Source organism: Longimicrobium sp. (assembly GCA_036389795.1).
In the GTDB taxonomy this organism is placed as follows: Bacteria; Gemmatimonadota; Gemmatimonadetes; order Longimicrobiales; family Longimicrobiaceae; genus Longimicrobium.
Genome location: DASVWD010000090.1, coordinates 13,515 through 29,474, shown reverse-complemented (window position 1 = coordinate 29,474; position 15,960 = coordinate 13,515). Strand labels below are relative to the sequence as shown.

At 71.5% G+C, this 15,960-nt stretch carries 13 protein-coding genes; 5 read left to right on the top strand and 8 right to left on the bottom strand.

The window, feature by feature from the left end:
* Positions 1-219: 219 nt before the first annotated feature.
* On the top strand, positions 220-1,257 hold the full coding sequence (locus VF746_11645; GenBank protein ID HEX8693067.1) for a DUF2278 family protein: 1,038 nt from the start codon (positions 220-222) through the stop codon (positions 1,255-1,257).
* Between the two features lie 80 nt (positions 1,258-1,337).
* Here VF746_11645 and VF746_11640 read toward each other — a convergent pair whose 3' ends face one another.
* The 8 genes from VF746_11640 to VF746_11605 all read right to left on the bottom strand — a co-directional run bounded on the left by VF746_11640 (position 1,338) and on the right by VF746_11605 (position 10,663).
* Positions 1,338-1,631 carry a hypothetical protein gene (locus tag VF746_11640; protein ID HEX8693066.1) on the bottom strand — a complete coding sequence of 98 codons (294 nt, stop codon included), beginning with the start codon at positions 1,629-1,631 and terminating at the stop codon, positions 1,338-1,340.
* A 162-nt stretch (positions 1,632-1,793) separates the two neighbouring features.
* Entirely contained in the window at positions 1,794-2,285 is a 492-nt protein-coding gene (gene greA, locus VF746_11635; GenBank protein ID HEX8693065.1) for a transcription elongation factor GreA, read from the bottom strand.
* 603 nt (positions 2,286-2,888) lie between these two features.
* Positions 2,889-3,842: a lysylphosphatidylglycerol synthase domain-containing protein gene (locus VF746_11630; protein HEX8693064.1), complete on the bottom strand. Its 954-nt coding sequence runs from the start codon at positions 3,840-3,842 to the stop codon at positions 2,889-2,891.
* On the bottom strand, positions 3,839-6,283 hold the full coding sequence (locus VF746_11625) for a YfhO family protein (protein ID HEX8693063.1): 2,445 nt from the start codon (positions 6,281-6,283) through the stop codon (positions 3,839-3,841). The genes VF746_11630 and VF746_11625 overlap by 4 nt, the downstream gene beginning before the upstream one ends.
* A 9-nt stretch (positions 6,284-6,292) precedes the next feature.
* On the bottom strand, positions 6,293-7,417 hold the full coding sequence (locus VF746_11620) for a glycosyltransferase family 4 protein (protein HEX8693062.1): 1,125 nt from the start codon (positions 7,415-7,417) through the stop codon (positions 6,293-6,295).
* A gap of 274 nt (positions 7,418-7,691) precedes the next feature.
* On the bottom strand, positions 7,692-8,594 hold the full coding sequence (locus VF746_11615; protein HEX8693061.1) for a class I SAM-dependent methyltransferase: 903 nt from the start codon (positions 8,592-8,594) through the stop codon (positions 7,692-7,694).
* 323 nt (positions 8,595-8,917) lie between these two features.
* Complete coding sequence (locus VF746_11610; GenBank protein ID HEX8693060.1) at positions 8,918-9,298, bottom strand: DUF559 domain-containing protein; 381 nt, start codon at positions 9,296-9,298, stop codon at positions 8,918-8,920.
* A 156-nt stretch (positions 9,299-9,454) separates the two neighbouring features.
* Positions 9,455-10,663, bottom strand: a complete 1,209-nt coding sequence (locus tag VF746_11605; GenBank protein ID HEX8693059.1) for a glycosyltransferase family 4 protein — start codon at positions 10,661-10,663, stop codon at positions 9,455-9,457.
* 156 nt (positions 10,664-10,819) lie between these two features.
* Between VF746_11605 and VF746_11600 the strand changes: the two genes are divergently transcribed.
* The 4 genes from VF746_11600 to VF746_11585 all read left to right on the top strand — a co-directional run bounded on the left by VF746_11600 (position 10,820) and on the right by VF746_11585 (position 15,956).
* The gene (locus VF746_11600; GenBank protein HEX8693058.1) at positions 10,820-11,584 is read left to right on the top strand and encodes a polyprenol monophosphomannose synthase; all 765 of its coding nucleotides are present in this window, start codon (positions 10,820-10,822) and stop codon (positions 11,582-11,584) included.
* A 267-nt stretch (positions 11,585-11,851) separates the two neighbouring features.
* Complete coding sequence (locus VF746_11595) at positions 11,852-13,600, top strand: HEAT repeat domain-containing protein (protein ID HEX8693057.1); 1,749 nt, start codon at positions 11,852-11,854, stop codon at positions 13,598-13,600.
* A 90-nt stretch (positions 13,601-13,690) separates the two neighbouring features.
* Positions 13,691-13,951 carry a hypothetical protein gene (locus VF746_11590; GenBank protein ID HEX8693056.1) on the top strand — a complete coding sequence of 87 codons (261 nt, stop codon included), beginning with the start codon at positions 13,691-13,693 and terminating at the stop codon, positions 13,949-13,951.
* A 988-nt stretch (positions 13,952-14,939) separates the two neighbouring features.
* Positions 14,940-15,956 (top strand): Ku protein, encoded by a 1,017-nt coding sequence (locus VF746_11585; GenBank protein ID HEX8693055.1) that lies wholly within the window; start codon positions 14,940-14,942, stop codon positions 15,954-15,956.
* The last annotated feature ends 4 nt before the right edge of the window (positions 15,957-15,960 follow it).

Genomic DNA, 15,960 nt, shown 5'->3' with positions numbered 1-15,960 from the left:
CGGCCGCGATTCCGAGACGGTGCCGCACGGGCGCCCCAGTGGGGAGCGGGGGCACCATCCCGGATGGCGCCGGAAGTGGAGCGACGCGTCCGTAAGTATCTGTCGATCTACTGCGTTACGAGAATTGGCCGGTCCCGCTCCGGCGGGGCTCGGAAGATGCAGCCGGCGCCCACCCGCGGAACTCTCTTCCTCCCGTTCCCCATCCCCCGGAGGAACACGATGCCCATCAAGAACTACGGCGTGCTCGTCGGCCGCGTCACCGACTTCAGGGTGGAGGCGGGGAGGGACTCGCCGCACTTCCAGCTGCGCGTCAACGCCGGCGGCACCAGCTTCCGCATCGCCGTGAACGTGCGCTCCACCGACCCCGGTGCCCCGGAGCTGCTCTTCCGGCTCGACGAGGACTTCCGCCACGCGGTGACGGCGCAGGTGTCGCGGCTGGGCACCGGCTTCCACCCCCTGCCGCGCCCCGCCAACGGGCTGTCGCTGGACTACGTGCGCGGCGGCTTCGTCCACGAGCGGGACCTGAAGGCGCTGCCGCACGACCTGCCGGGCCCGGACAACGACCTGAACGAGAAGATCGGGCGCCTCGCCGCGCGGGCGAAGGGCGCCAACGACGTGATGGTGTACGCCTTCGGGGCGCGCTGGGGGCCCGAGGTGGGCGAGAAGGACCAGGTGTTCCGCTTCTCGCCGGGCAACGGCGTGCACGACATCCACATGAACCAGGGGAACCCGCCCGGGCGCCACTTCGGCGACAACGGCGCCGACCAGGACGGCGCGCTGCTCTTCCACTTCGAGGGCGAGAACCGCTGGGTGGCCGTCTTCCTCGCCTTCCAGTCGCAGTCGTGGGAAACGGACGCGGCGGGCAATCCGAGGGGGACGGGCACCGGCACGGGCGGCGGCACGGGGGGAGGGATGGGTGGAGGCGCCCGCGACGGCCGCGTGCGCATCGTGGCGGCGCTGGTGAACCCGCCGGGCGAAGACCCGCGGCGCGAGACGGTGACGCTCATCAACACCACGCCGGCGCGCGTGGACCTGGCGGGGTGGAAGCTGGTGGACGCCCGGGAGAACGCGGAGCGGCTGGCGGGCGCCATCGAGCCGCACGGGGTGCGGACGGTGCGGCTGGCGGGGACGGTGCAGCTCGGCAACCGCGGCGGCGCCCTCAAGCTGGTCGACTCTGCCGGCGCCGCCGTGGACGAGGTCGCCTACTCGCGCGAGCAGGCGCAGGAGGAGAACCGCCTGGTGGTCTTCCGCGGGTAGCCGTCCTCCCATCGCAGACGACACGAGCCGCGGAGGGTCGCCCTCCGCGGCTCGTCGTGCCTCAGCAAATCAGCGCCTTGTCAGGAACGCTGGCCTCGCGCCTGTAGAAACCGCTGGATGAGGGGCAGCGAATACGACTTGTGCCAGCGATCCGGGTACTTTCCCGGCGAGAACGAACCCGACTCCTGAACCTCGTCGCAGAACGACGCCAGCTCGCTATGGGGCACATTGCGAGGGGTGCCGCTGCTCGGGATGTACTCAATGCCGGGCCCGGTGACGTGGTAGCGGAACGGTATCCGCCGGACGAGGGTGGCCCAGTCGTCGTGCTCGTGTTGGCTGGCCCAGGCGAGCAGTTCGTCCACGGTGAACTTCATCGGTCAACGCCGCCGCCGTCTGGTGATTGAGTGCCTCGCCGACCGCCCGGTCCTGCGTCCACCCGTCACGAGCGAAGCGAGGAAGGTCCCTCCCCCAGGCTGTTTTGGGGGAGGGACAGGCGCCTCAGGCGCCAGGGAGAGGGCCCCGCCGCCGGCCGCCGGTCACGCCCCGTCGTTCGGGTTCTCCACCATCTGCGGGAGGGTGACGACGTCCTTGATGTGCAGCTTGCGCTCGCCGCGGGGGGCCTGGAGCGTCACCTTGTCGCCCTTCTGCTTCCCCATCAGCGTCTGCCCCAGCGGCGAGGCCACGGAGATCTGCCCGCTGTCGATGTCGATGTAGTCGCCGAAGACCAGCGTGTAGGTCTCCTCCTCGCGCGTGCGCATGTCCACCACCGTCACGCGCGAGCCGAACCCCACGCGGTCCGCCGGGATCTCGGAGAGGTCGATCTTCGCCAGCTCGCTCATGCGGCGGGTGAGGTGGTTCAGCCGCGCCTGCACGAACTGCTGGCGCTCGAGCGCCGCCTTGTACTCGGCGTTCTCGCTCAGGTCGCCGTGCTCCACGGCGGTGCGGATCGCCCTGGGCAGCGTCACCTGCAGCTCGTGCGAGAGGCGCTCGATCTCGTTGCCCAGCCGGTTCTTCAATTCTTCGAGCATGTTTCGTCCGTCGCAGACCGGCGCGGAGGGCTTCCGGCCGGGAAAGGTGCCGAGGGGAACGGGCGCGCGCACGGCAACGAAGCGGCGGCGCAGAGGCTCCTGCGCCGCCGGTCTGCCGTCCTGGCCCGAAACGAAATCGGAATCCGCTCGCCGGGCCGGATTCCGAGTGCGTCCTGCCGCTCGCGTCCAGTATTGCCGGAGCCGCCGCTTTTGTCAACCGAGACGCGAGCGACGCCTGGTCCGGTGCTACTCGGCCGGCGCTGGCGCGGCCGCGGGCGGCCCCGCCCTGGCGCCTGGCGCGCCCGTCCCTCCCCCGAACTCCAGGGGAGGGACTTCGGCGCTTCGCGCGACGGCGGCACGCGACTCCCCACCGTCTGCCAGAGGATGTCATCCCGAAGGCGCCGCTGCACCCGATCCCGTGTCCGCGCCGGAGCCCGGCGGCGCCCGAGGGATCTACTCCGCCTTCCTGGTGGCTGGCCCAGTGCACGAGAGGCAGCCCTGAGCCGCCGTTCTCCCTCTCCCGCGCAGCGAGGGCCGGGGAGGCGGCGCCCCGCCCGCGGCCACGCCGATGCCGGTCGAAGTGCGGGGGACGTCCGTCGAGCCTCACGCCCGCGGCGGCGCCTCCACCGTCGCGCCGGGCGCCGGGCGCGTCTTCGGGCGGAAGGCGAGGACCACGATCACACCCCCGACCACCTCCGCGGCAATCGTCCACAGGCGCGAGGCGATGGCCAGCACGGCGCCCACGGACTCGGGGACCAGCGGCAGCAGGAGCTGCGTCATCACGAGCTCGCGCACGCCCGCGCCCGCTGGGGCGACGATCGAGACGTAGCCGGCCACGAACGAGAGCGCGTTCACGCCGGAGAGCATCGGGATCTCGCGCGCGGGGATGTCCGCCAGCGCGGCGAGCAGGAGGTAGTAGGCGCCGCCGTAGAAGATCCAGCTCCCGACCGAGAGCGCCAGCAGCAGCGCGCCGTCCGCCCAGGTGCCGTTCCAGCGGATCACGTCCTTCTTGAGCAGCCGCGGGACCACCCCGAGCGCCGCGTTCAGGAAGCGCGGGTGGACGAAGGCGAGCGCCAGGAGTGTCGCCGCGACGCCGACGGGCGCCACCGGCAGGGCGGGGAAGAGCGGGCCCGCGAGCGTCCACACCGAGAGCAGCGTCGCCGAGAGGAGCGCCAGGCCGGTGTGCACCACCAGCGAGGTGAGCATCACCGCGCCCGAGAGCCCGGCGGCGCTGCTGAGCTGCGCCACCGCCAGGAACTGGAAGACCTTGCCGGGGATGTAGCGCGCCAGGGAGGAGAGGAACCAGATCCGCAGCAGCGTCCCCAGCCCCACCGGCGGGTGCTCGAAGTGGCGCAGCACCCGCCCCCACACCCACACACCCCACGCCAGCACCGCCACGTGCGCCGCCACGCTCGCCGCCAGCCGGAGCGGGTCGACGTCCCACGGGTACGCCCGCACCTGCCGCCAGTTGTCGGCCACGGTCCAGGCCAGGTAGAGCGCCGTCGCCGCCACCAGCAGCAAGGCGGCGGCGCGCCTCCACCCGCGCGGCAGCTTCATCCCGCCGCCGGCGCCGCGGCCGGGGCGGCGCGCCGTCTACGGTGCTGGACGAGCAGGTACGCGCCGTACGCCGCCAGCACCGCCAGGCACGCCAGGTAGAGGTAGAAGCCCGTGTACAGGTCCGCCGGCTCGAAGACGAAGCGCACGCGGTGGCGCCCGGCAGGGACCACCACGCCGCGGAAGGTGTGGTTGGTGCGGTAGATCTCCGTAGCCCGGCCGTCCACCGTCGCCCGCCAGTCCCGGTAGTAGTTGTCCGAGAGCACCAGCAGGGCGGGCCGGTTGGCCTCCACCGCCACGTCCACGCGGTCGGGCTCGTAGCGGGTGATCCGCGCGCTCCCATCGAGCTCGGTGTTCGGCAGCCCCAGGTCGCGCGGCGCCTCCACCACCGCGATGCGCGACGGGTCCCACTGCTGCGACTGGAGGAAGGGGAGCGTGGCGTCGGGGTTGGTGACGCGCATCGCCTGGCCCACGATGTAGGCGCGCGGGAGCAGCAGCGTGTTCTCGTAGACGCCCACCCCCGTGGCCGGGCTGCGGTACGCCTCGCGCAGCCACGGCACCCCCAGCGGCTGCGGCGAGGTGATCCAGCGCACGTTGGCCGCCGCCAGGAAGCGCGGGTCGCCGAAGTTGTGGTAGTCGATGTAGCTCTGCTGGCCGGCGCCCGCGAACTGGTTGTAGCGCTGCAGCTGGTTGCCGTGCTCGCCGCCCGCCTGCTCCACACCGAAGCGCATCGGGTAGTTGATGTACGGCGGCCAGCCGCCCTGCCCGGGGAGCGCCCAGACGCGCGTGGGTCCGCCCGGCAGCGCCTGCGACTTCAGGAAGCCGATCACGTCGTCCTCGGCGTACGTCTCGCCCGGCGCGGGGACGGTCTGGAAGAACTTCTTCCCGATCACCCACAGGTCCGCCACGGTCACGATCGACAGCGCGACGAGCGCCGCGCGGGTGGCGACCCTCCCCTCCATCCACAGCCAGAGCGCCGCCCCGGCCAGCCCCGCGAACACCGCGAAGCGCATCCACCCCGCCGCCGGGGAGAGCCCCGTCGTCCCCTCCGCCATCGCCGCGGCGGGCGCGCCGAACGCCGCCGCGCCGACGACGGCGACGGCGACGACCGCGGCGACGACCCACCCGACCAGCCCCGGCCGGTCGCCCTGCGGCTCGGCGCCGCGCCGGGCGCGCGCCGCCTCGCGCGCCTGGGCCAGCCGCTCCAGCGCCAGCGCGGCCATGCAGACGAGCGAGAAGGCCAGGACGTAGTAGGCCAGGTCCGGCGCCCGGAAGCGCTTGAGGCCGGGGAGGAGCTCGTAGTAGATGCGGTAGAGGAAGGTGTTGCCGCCCAGCGCCATGGTGAGCGCCCAGAGCCCCAGGCCGGAGAAGAACCAGAAGTAGCGGTTCCGCCGCGCGTAGTAGAGGCCCAGCGCCACCAGCACCAGCACGGTGGCGCCCACATACTCGGTGTGCAGGCGGAACGGGTTCTCGCCGCGGTAGATGGGGAAGACGTACTCGCCCCGGTCGTTCTGGACGGTGGCCCCCACCTGCTCGGGGACGGCCACGCCCACGATGGCGCGCGGCGGCATCGAGTACGAGGTCGAGTAATCCCAGCCGCGCCCGCCCGTCTGCCCGCGCGGCGACTCGGCCACGTAGTGCTGGAAGGGGAGGAAGTTGACCGACGCGGTGAGGAAGCCGAACGCCACCGCCCCGATCCCCATCCCCGCCACCTTCCCCAGCCGGGGGACGTCGCGCACCGCGCCCAGGCGGAAGAGGCAGAAGACGGCCCAGATGGCGCCCGCCAGCAGCAGGTAGTAGGCGTTCTGGATCTGGAACGAGAGCAGCACGAACGCCGTCGTCGCGGCCAGCCCGGCGAAGGCGGGGAGCCGCCCGGTGCGGACGCCCAGATGCAGGAAGTAGAAGAAGAGCGGCGCCAGGGTGACCACGATGATGCGCCCGTCGTGCCCCGCGTACACCCACGAGGTGAGGATCCCCGTCCACTGGAAGGCGAGCCCGGCCACGAACGCCACCCAGCGCCGGCACCCCAGCTCGCGCGCCAGCAGGTACATCCCGAGCCCCGCCATCCCGAACTGGAAGACGAAGAGGATCGGGAAGAAGCGCGACGTCGGCGCCACCAGGTCGGCGATCCAGCGGACCGGGTAGTAGGTGCTCCCCGGGTTGGAGTAGAGCGGGAGCCCGCCGTAGACGTAGGGCACCCACTTGGGGAGGTGCCCCGCCGCGGTGCGCTGGGAGATGAAGTCGTAGAAGAAGTACCCCGACTGCAGGTAGTCCGTCCCGAAGATGTGGCGCCCCGGCAGGAAGGCGGGGAGGAAGTAGAGGAGCGCCAGGCCGAAGTACAGCGCGGCGGCCAGCCCCGGCCCCATCCCCGGCTCCGTCTCGGGAGGGGGGGCCAGCGGCGAGGTGCGGCGCGCGGGGGCGGCGGTAGCGACAGGCTTCTTCATCGGTCTGATTCAGGGGCGGCGGGCGCTTCCGCGCGTCGCGGCCAGTTTCTCCAGGAACCGCAGGTGCCGCTCGGCCACGGCGCCCCAGCGGAAGCGCTCCGCCGAGCGCCGCGCCGACGCCGAGAGCGCCTCGCGGGCCGATGCGTCGTCCAGCAGCCCGGCGGCGGCGTCCGCCAGCGCCCGCGCGTCCCCCGGCGGGACGAGCAGGCCTCCGTTCGGCGCGTCGACCACCTCGGGGAGCGAGCCGGCCGCGGCGGCCACCAGGGGGACGCCGGCCGCCATCGCCTCGGCGGCCACCATGCCGAAGCCCTCGAAGCGCGACGGCATCAGCTGCACGGCCGCGCCCGCGAACAGGCGCTGCCGCTGGGCCTCGTCCACCGCGCCCAGGAAACGGACGTTCGCCTCGATCCCCAGCTCGCGGGCCATCTGCCGCACCCGCTCGGCGTCCTTGCCGCGCCCGGCCATCCTCAGCTCGAGCCCCGGGCGGCCGCGGGCGAGGAGGGCGACGGCTTCCAGCAGGGTATCGAGCCCCTTCTGGATGACGTCCATCCGCCCGAAGTAGAGCAGGTACCCCTCCGGCCGGCGCCCGAGGGCGAAAAGCTCGTCGGGGACGCCCGCGTACACAAGGTCGATGGGGATTTCGGGCCCCAGGATCCCGCGCAGCAGCCCGTACGTCGCCGTGGAGGTGGCCGTGAGGCGCCGGGCGCGCCGCAGCATCGCGCGCTCCGCCTGCCCGAGCGCGGGGGCGAGGACCGGCCCCCACCGCTCGCGCGCCGTGGGCCCGGTGATGTGGTGCACGGTGATGCCGCAGGGCCGGCCGCGCGGCATCAGGATCGGCGTGTACGTCGAGAAGTCGAAGACCGCCGCGTCGTACTCCATGCTCCGCAGCAGCCGGTTGGCCGCCGCCGCGTACGTCAGCCGGCTCCACGCGTACGGCGAGCGCGCGCCGAGCCGCACGTACTTCACCCCGTCCACCGTCTCGTCGCGCGCGCCGGGGAAGCTCCCCGTGGCCACCGTCGCGTCGACGCGCCCCGCGAGCCGCCGGTACAACTCGAATACCCGCACCGCGCCGCCCCCCGCGACCCACGGGTTCTGCGGGTCGTCGTAGATGACGTGCAGGACGCGCAGCGTCATCGTCCGGCCCCGCTACCGAATCCGTTTCTTCTGCGAACCCCACCCGCTGTCATCCTGAGGCCCGGCCAGACGGAACCCGCGTCCACACGGAAGACGGCAGGGCCGAAGGATCTATGGGCTGCCTCCGAACGGAACCGCGGGACCCGTGCGAGGCCGCCCATAGATCCTTCGGGAGCGTCCCACCTCCCGCTCGAGATCAGGATTCCGGCCGGACGCTCCCTCGGGATGACAGCCCGTGGAGTTCCGGAGCGCATCGACTCACCAGAAGCGGCTGTCACGCCTTCCGCCGCGCGATGAAGAAGTTGGACCCGATCGACACGTCCCAGAGCCAGCGCATCAGGGGGTTCTCGAACGGCCAGCGGCGGCTGCCGAAGAAGGAGGCCAGCTTCCGCTTGAGCCCCGGGCGCACCTCCTCGGGGCGGGCGATGCGGTTGCGCAGGTAGTGCACCCACAGCTCGCGCGGGCTGACCACCGGCTCGAACCCCGCCTGGCGCAGCATCTTCCTGAGCCGCGGGCGGGTGGGGATCACGCCCACGTCGTAGGTGCCCTCGCCGCCGCCGCGCACCTTCTCGAAGTACCAGATCTGCATGCTCCGCGGCATCAGCACCAGCCCCGCCAGGTCGTAGTGCGGGTCGTTCCACAGGCTGTAGAGCGCGAACGGCTTGGGCGTCACCTGGTAGAGGAGCCCGCCGGGGCGCAGCACGCGGTGGATCTCGCGGAGCGTCTTCCCGCGGTCGGTGACGTGCTCCAGCACGTTGTCGAGGATCACCAGGTCGAAGCTGCCGTCAGGCCAGGGGAGCTCCTCGGCGATCCCCCTGCGCAGGTCCACCTCCACGCCGTGCTCCTCCGCGCGCACCCGCCCGCGCTCCAGCGACTTCTCGTCCAGCTCGATCCCCGCGCACCGGGCCCCGCGCTCGGCGAAGGCGATCAGCACCCCCGCGTCGCCGCAGCCGATGTCGAGCACGCGGGCGCCGCTCACCTCGAAGTCGGGCACGTACCTGCGCAGCGTGTCGACCACGTAGAAGCCGCGCGCGTACTCGCTGACGTAGAGGTTCTTCCAGGTGTCGAAGTTCTCCGAGCTCCACCAGGCGGCACGCTCCGCTTCCAGCAGCGCCAGGTAGCGGGGCTCCACGTGCGAGGTGTCGGTGCGGCTGACGCGGGTCTCGGCGGTGTTCAAGTCTCTCGATCTTCCCGGATTACGATTCGTGCGATTCGGCGGGCTTCTGTGCCGCCGCGGGGGACCCTCACCCGGCCGCCTCAGGGCGTCCACCCTCTCCCAACTTCGGGAGAGGGTACTTCACCGGTCCGGTGCGCATCCCTGTCCCGGCGCCACACAAGGTTGTTCACGGCGCGGTGCGATGCCAGGCTTCGTGCTCGATGCGGCGGAGGACGGCGCGGGGGGCCCTCACCCGGCCGCCTCAGGGCGTCCACCCTCTCCCAAACTGCGGGAGAGGGTACTCAACGGTCCGTACACATTCGCATCTCTGCGCCGAGAAGTGATTACGGCGCAGTTCGATGCCACACCTCCTGCTCGATGCGGCGGAGGACGGCGCGGATGTCGCCGAACACTTCCTCGTTGCGGAAGCGCAGGGTCTTGATGCCGGCGGCGGCGAGGCAGGCGTCCCGCTCCGCGTCGCGCTCGGGCTGCAGGTCGTGGATGCCGCCGTCGACCTCGACGCACAGCTTCGCGGCGTGGCAGTAGAAGTCGAGGATGAAGTGTCCCAGCGGATGCTGCCTCCGGAACTTCGCCCCACCGCCGCCGACCTTCCACCCCCGGATGCCGTTCCACAGCAACCGCTCGGCGTACGTCATCTCCTTCCGCAGCCCCCGCGCCGCCTCCCGCAGCTCCGGCGACACCCCGCGAATCCGCCCCTGCCTCATCCGCCGCCTCCGCACTCAAGGTCCGTTGGATATCTCTTCCGCGACCGTGTCCCGCGCGCACCACCACACTCTGCAAAGTACCCTCTCCCGAAGTTGGGAGAGGGTGGACGCCCTAAGGCGGCCGGGTGAGGGCCCCCGCGGCGGCGCGATCGTCCGTCAATCGGCACGATCCCGCCCCGCCACCCGCCGGTAGATCTCCGCCAGCCGGTCCGCGATCACGTCCCACGAGAACCCGGCCTCCACGTCCTCGCGGCCGTGGAGCCCCAGCGTCCGCGCGCGGTCCGGGTCGTCCATGCAGGCCGAGACCGCGGCGGCGAGGGCGGCCGCGTCGCCGGGGGGGACCAGCCAGCCGTTGCGCCCGCCCTGCACGATGTCCAGGATGCCGCCCGCCGCGCTCGCGATCACCGGCCGCGCGTAGCTCATCGCCTCCAGCAGCACCACGCCCAGCCCCTCGGTGTCGCCCTTGGCGTCGACCACCGCGGGGAGGACGAAGGCGTCGCAGGTCGTGAGATGCGCCTGCAGCTCGTCCTTCGAGACGAAGCCGTGGAAGACCGCGCGCCCGCCGAGGCCCAGGCGCGCGGCCCGCTCCTCCAGCCGCCCGCGCTCCGGCCCGTCGCCCACCACGTGCAGGCGCACGCGGCGCTCCGGCGGGAGCATGGCCAGCGCGTCCAGCAGCACGTGCACGCCCTTGCGCTCCACCAGGCGCCCGACGAAGACCAGGTCGAAGGGGCGGTGGGCGTCGTAGGTGTACGGCGGCGGCTCGGGCGGGGCGTCCACCGCCGCGCCGAAGGGGATGATCGCCGGCTCCACGCCGGGGACCTGCCGCCGCAGGCGCTCCGCCGTGTAGGTGGAGATCGCCGTCACCGCGTCGGAGCCGCGCACGATGCGGACGAGCAGCGGCGCCAGGAAGGGGAACTGCTTCTCCATCCAGGTCAGCTCCACCCCGAAGAAGGTGGAGACCAGCGGCAGCCCCGAGCGGCGCTTCGCCCAGAGCCCCAGCACCCCCTGCGGGACGGGCCAGAAGGCGTGCAGCACGTCGAAGCCGCCCGCCCGCGCCAGCCTGGCCGCCGCGCGCGAGCCCGCCGCCACGTAGCCGGGGACCAGCCCCAGGAACAGCGGCCGCTCGCGGATCCGGTCGGGCGCCGTCTGGTCGTGCGTGAGCGTCTCCCAGCCGCGCGGCGCGTAGCGGAAGCGGTGCACCGTCACGCCGCCCACGACCTGCGTCGCCAGGCCCCGGTACGCGGGCGCCAGCACCTCGACGGTGACGCCGCGCTCCCGCAGGCGCCGGATCGTCTCCACCAGCCAGGGGGTGATGACGTCGGACGGGTCGCGGGCGTACGCCGTGACCAGGTACAGGACCTTCACTTGTCAGGGGGCGAACGGCGGGCGTATGTTGTACATTCCGCCCAAGATACGGGCCCGTCTCACCCGTCACAAGCCGCCACCGCCCTGGACACCCGACCCGCCCTGGGAGCCCTGGAGCGCTCCACCACCCTGGAAGCCGGACCCGCCTTCGGAGCCGTGGAGAGCGCCACCGCGCTGGAAGGCGAGCCCGCCCTCGCGGGGCTCAAGCGCGCGCTGGTGATCGTCCCCACGTACAACGAGCGCGAGAACCTCCCCCGGCTCGTCCCCTCCATCCTCTCGCGCGACGAGCGCCTGGAGATCCTGGTGGTGGACGACAACTCGCCCGACGGCACGGGCGAGCTGGCCGACGAGATCGCGGCGGGGGAGCGGCGCGTGCACGTCCTCCACCGGCAGCTCAAGGAGGGGTTGGGGAAGGCGTACCTGGCCGGCTTCCGCTGGGGGATCGAGCGGGGCTACGACGCCCTCTTCGAGATGGACGCCGACTTCTCGCACGACCCCGGGCACCTGCCGCAGTTCCTGGAGGCGATCGAGAACTACGACGTGGTGCTGGGCTCGCGCTACCTGCACGGCCGCGTCACGGTGGTGAACTGGCCGATCGGCCGGCTCCTGCTCAGCTACTTCGCCAACGTTTACGCCCGCAAGGTCACCGGGCTCCCCATCGCCGACGCCACGGGCGGCTACAAGTGCTTCCGCCGCCAGGTGCTGGAATCCATCCCGCTCGACCGGGTGGAGTCGAACGGCTACGCCTTCCAGATCGAGATGAGCTTCCGCGCCTGGAAGAAAGGCTTCCGCCTGGGCGAGATCCCCATCATGTTCGTGGACCGCGACGTGGGCGTGAGCAAGATGTCGAAGCAGATCGTCCGCGAAGCCGTCTGGCGGGTGTGGCGGCTGCGGGTGCTGTCGATCTTCGGGAAGCTGTAGGGAAGTGCGAAAGTGCGTGAGTGCGAAAGTGCGAAAGTACGTGAGATGGAAAGCGCTAAATCGCGCACTGCCATAAACCTGGCACTGTTCTCCTGAGACCCGGCCGACCCGCGTTCCGCAGGGGCGAGGCCTGCCTCGCCCGTGCCGGCCCGACGCGCCGAGGCCGACCCCGGCGCCGAAGGAGCCTGCGAAGGCAGGCTTTTCGCCGTTGTTGCCGCGGCTTCAGCCGCCCCTCCACAACCCCAGTCCCACCGCCCTCCGCGACCCATGCCCGACCAGCCCGCACCCGCCGCACGGTTCCTCCACGCCCTGGCCGCCGCCGCGCTCCGCGAGGGCGACCCCGCCGCGCTCGCCGGGGAGGCCGCCGCGGCGCTGGAGGGCGTGTTCGCCAAGCTCAAGAGCCTGGTGCTCGACGTCCAGTTCACCGGCTTCTCCTTCCGCGGCCGGCTCCTGGGCGGGGCGGACCCGCGGCTCCTGCGCGCGGCCGGGCAGCTCATCGTCCTGCGCGTGAGCCGCGTCGGTTTCACCCCCGGCGCTGGCGCGGACGACCTGCGCGTGCTCTTCGAGGCGGTGGGGAAGACCCCCGCCGAGCTGGGGGAGGGGGGCGTCGTCGCGTTCCTCGCCAGGCGCCGGCCGCGCGGCGTCTACCTGAGCACGTCGGCCGGCGAGGTCTACCGCCCGCCCGCCGCCCCGCCGCGCGAGCCCGCCGCGGAGGCGGAGGCTTCGCCGTCTGCCGGCGCGCCGGCGGTCGAAGGGCAGGCGCCGTCGGCCGAAGCGGCGCCGCCGCGCGAGGAGGCGCCGGCGGCCGTCCACGCGCAGGCGGACGCGGGAGCGGCGGTGGGGGAGTTCGAGCTGTTCGCGGGAGACGGGACGGAGCTGTCGGAGTTCGAGCTGCTCGACGAGTTCCCGGTGCTCGACGCGCCCGCGCCCGCGCCGGCCGCTCCGGCCGGGGCGCCGGGCGAGGAGCCGGGGAGCCACGACATGTACCACTTCTTCCGCGTGGCGAAGGACGAGCGCCACCACGACGAAGCGGAGCAGCTTCCCGCGCTGCTGCACGCGGCCGACAACCCCGCGCGCTTCGACGAGCTGGCGCAGGCGTGCACCCGCGCGGGGCTCAGGCTGGTGCGCTCCGACAGCCACGAGCAGGCCGTGGCGCTCCTCGACGCGCTGGTGCGCGAGGCCCGGCGCCCCGACCGCACCCGCATCTTCCGCGACTCGGCCGCCACCGCGCTGCAGCGGGCGGGGACGCCCGAGACGCTGCAGCTCCTGGCCCGCCTCCTCGAGCACGGCGGCCGGGAGCGCGAGCGCATCCTCGACTTCTTCGGCTTCATCGGCGACGAGGCCGTGCCGCTGCTGGAGAACCTCCTCTTCCGCACCGGCGACGCCGAGCTGCGCAAGGCCGTCTTCCGCCGCCTGCTGCCGCTGGAGGGGATGGCCCAGCGCATCGTCGCCCGGGCCATGCAGGACCCCGCGCCGGCGCGCACGCGGATGGTCCTGGAGCTGGCCACGCTCCCCGAGGTCGACCACGACCTGGCCGTCCGCTGGCTCGCCGAGGCCGCCGCGCACCCCGACGCCGGCGTGAGGGCGGACGTGGCCCGGCTGGCGGCGGCCGTCGGCGGCCGGGGCGGGCTGCGCGTGCTGGTGGACCTGCTGGGTGACCGCGACCCCGGGGTGAAGCGCGCCGCCATCCAGCACCTGGGCACGGTGGGCGACGCCGCGGCGGTCCCGTTCCTGGCGCGCCTGGTCGTCGAAGCGGGCGACGAGGAGCTGCAGGTGGCCGCCATCGTCGCGCTGGGCCGCACCGGCTCGGGCGAGGCGCTCCCGGCGCTGCTGAACGTCGTCAACCGCCGCGCGCTGTTCGGGGGGAAGAAGATGCTGCGCGTGAAGACCGCCGCCCTCGCCGCGATCGCCCGCATCCCCACGCCCGCCGCCCGCGACGTCCTGGCCTCGTTCGCCGCGGGGAGGGACTCCGACCTGGCCCCCGAAGCCCGCCGCATCCTCTCGACAATCGATTAGTCCGCTACTCTGCAGCGGAGCAGGGGGCGTTGTGTTATCTTTGCACCGCTGCAGGCACAGAGGAGAGGTGCCTCCGAAGGGAGAGAGAGTATGTCTACGAAAGAGCGCGCGATCCGCGTGATCGAAGGCCTATCCGAAGACGCGACCCTGGACGAGATCGCGCAGAAGCTGCGGAGCATGGAGCCGGACAGCCCGGCAAATGCGTCAGCGGTAGGCGCTGGCGGAGCCCAGGAACCGGGAGCGTGGGAACTGCTTGCCGAGGCAACCGGCGTGCTTGAGATGCCGGCCGACTGGGCCAGCAAGCACGACCACTACCTGTACGAGACTCCCAAGCGCTGTCCCAGGGCTTGAGCTGTTACCGAAAGCCCGCCGCATCCTCTCGACAATCGATTAGCGCGCTCCACACTCCGCGACCTGCGCGCCCCCTGCCTCCCGACGGGAAGAGCAGGGGGGTTTTCCATTCGGTTCCGATGGTGCGGAAAAAAGGCTTTCGAGAATGCCCTCAGACGCACGATCTCGAGCTGGGACATGCGCGGTACCTCTAGGGCGACCGTCTTCGATTCCCGGGCTTTTCAGACACGGACTCAATGAGGTCATCCTGAGGAAGCGTCCTCACAAGACTTTCCTCCGCGCCAGAGGTTGGACGCGCCCGACTCCATCGCGTTCAGGGATTCCGCGCAGCGGTTCCCGTAGGATGACATCGAATCAGGGTAAAGTGTTCATCAATCTATTGCTTGCATGCCACGCAACTACATTGATCACATGCGTTAAAATCGTTACCCGTCCAGTTCTCCTGCACACCTGTTAAGGGTGTTAATCGCGTGGTCGGTTCAACGTAAGTGCCTGTGTAGCTGGAGATTACAATTGAGAGCACTACGGCACCGGGCTCGATCGCGGCTCGGGCTCGTCCGGCAGCTCGACCAGCGCGGAAAAGTGGATTCGGCAGGCGGGCCGAGCGAGAGGCGGGAGGGAAAGGACCGCCGGAAGTCTTGCTGATCAACGGTTTGGACGACAACCTACAGAGCGGCAGCCGACAACCAGGCGATGCGATCTGAGGCGATGACGGAAGCGACGGGTGGCTTGCGCGCGACGGACTGCGGCGGCGGTCTGCGCGGGGAAGAAGGGTTACGGGGGAGCCTGTTGAGAACCGCTCGAGTTTCCCACAGGATTTCCTGGGGTAAGTTTACATAATGTATATTATACGAAGTTTAGATCCTGAAGCGGGTGGAAAGCGATCCGCGCTGCGGGAACGCTCCAGGCGACAGGACGACGCTCCCGGAGTGCCGATGGCGCATCTTCTGCACAGTCGAGACAACACCACGTCCCCAAGGAGCCACGAATGGCACGCGCGATCTGGAAAGGCAGCATCAGCTTCGGCCTCGTCACCATCCCAGTCGGCCTCTTCTCGGCCGAGAATCGCGACGAGATCAGCTTCCGCCAGCTCGACAAGAAGAACCTGGCCCCGGTCGGCTACAGGAAGTACAACAAGCAGACCGGCCAGGAGGTCGAGTTCGAGGACATCGTGAAGGGCTACGAGTACGAGGAGGACCGCTACGTCCTGATCTCGGACGAGGACCTGCGCCGCGCCAGCCCCGAGAAGACGCAGACGGTCGACATCACCGACTTCGTGGACCTGGCCGACATCCAGCCGATCTACTACGACAAGCCGTACTACCTGGGGCCTACCAACAAGAAGAACATGAAGGCGTACGCCCTCCTGCGCGAGGCGCTCAAGCGCTCCGGCAAGGTGGGCATCGCCCGGGTGGTGATCCGCACCCGCGAGTACCTGGCCGCCGTGGTGCCGCAGGACCGCGTGCTGGTGCTGGAGATCCTGCGCTACCCGTACGAGGTCCGCTCGTACGAGGACCTGGACCTCCCTGGCGAGGACCTGGACGACATCGGCGTCGGCGACAAGGAGCTCGCCATGGCGCAGATGCTCATCGACAGCATGACCGGCGAGTGGGAGCCCGAGAAGTACCACGACACCTACCGCGACGACCTCATGGCCCTCATCCACAAGAAGATCGAGAGCGGCCAGACCGAGGAGCTCGACGAGTCGCCGGCGCCCGAGGTGCCCACGCCGCGCGCCGACGTCATCGACATCATGTCGCTGCTGAAGAAGAGCGTGGAGGCCACCGGCGGCCGCCCCCGCCTGGCCGCCGACACCGAGCGGAAGCCGAAGCCGGAGGCGAAGCCCGCCTCCCGGCCCGCGGCCAAGCCGGCGGCGAAGCCCGCTGCCAGGCCCGTGGCGAAGGCGGCCGCGAAGCCGGCCCCGAAGGCGGCCAAGCCCGCGGCCAAGCCGGCCAAGCCGGCGGCGAAGACGGCGAAGCCGAAGCCGCACCGCAAGACGGCCTGAGGAG

Bases quoted from the DNA above. Each gene is read 5' to 3' on its own strand.
- VF746_11645 (HEX8693067.1), top strand. From the start codon at position 220: ATGCCCATCAAGAACTACGGCGTGCTCGTCGGCCGCGTCACCGACTTC.
- VF746_11640 (HEX8693066.1), bottom strand. From the start codon at position 1,631: ATGAAGTTCACCGTGGACGAACTGCTCGCCTGGGCCAGCCAACACGAG.
- greA (HEX8693065.1), bottom strand. From the start codon at position 2,285: ATGCTCGAAGAATTGAAGAACCGGCTGGGCAACGAGATCGAGCGCCTC.
- VF746_11630 (HEX8693064.1), bottom strand. From the start codon at position 3,842: ATGAAGCTGCCGCGCGGGTGGAGGCGCGCCGCCGCCTTGCTGCTGGTG.
- VF746_11625 (HEX8693063.1), bottom strand. From the start codon at position 6,283: ATGAAGAAGCCTGTCGCTACCGCCGCCCCCGCGCGCCGCACCTCGCCG.
- VF746_11620 (HEX8693062.1), bottom strand. From the start codon at position 7,417: ATGACGCTGCGCGTCCTGCACGTCATCTACGACGACCCGCAGAACCCG.
- VF746_11610 (HEX8693060.1), bottom strand. From the start codon at position 9,298: ATGAGGCAGGGGCGGATTCGCGGGGTGTCGCCGGAGCTGCGGGAGGCG.
- VF746_11595 (HEX8693057.1), top strand. From the start codon at position 11,852: ATGCCCGACCAGCCCGCACCCGCCGCACGGTTCCTCCACGCCCTGGCC.
- VF746_11590 (HEX8693056.1), top strand. From the start codon at position 13,691: ATGTCTACGAAAGAGCGCGCGATCCGCGTGATCGAAGGCCTATCCGAA.
- VF746_11585 (HEX8693055.1), top strand. From the start codon at position 14,940: ATGGCACGCGCGATCTGGAAAGGCAGCATCAGCTTCGGCCTCGTCACC.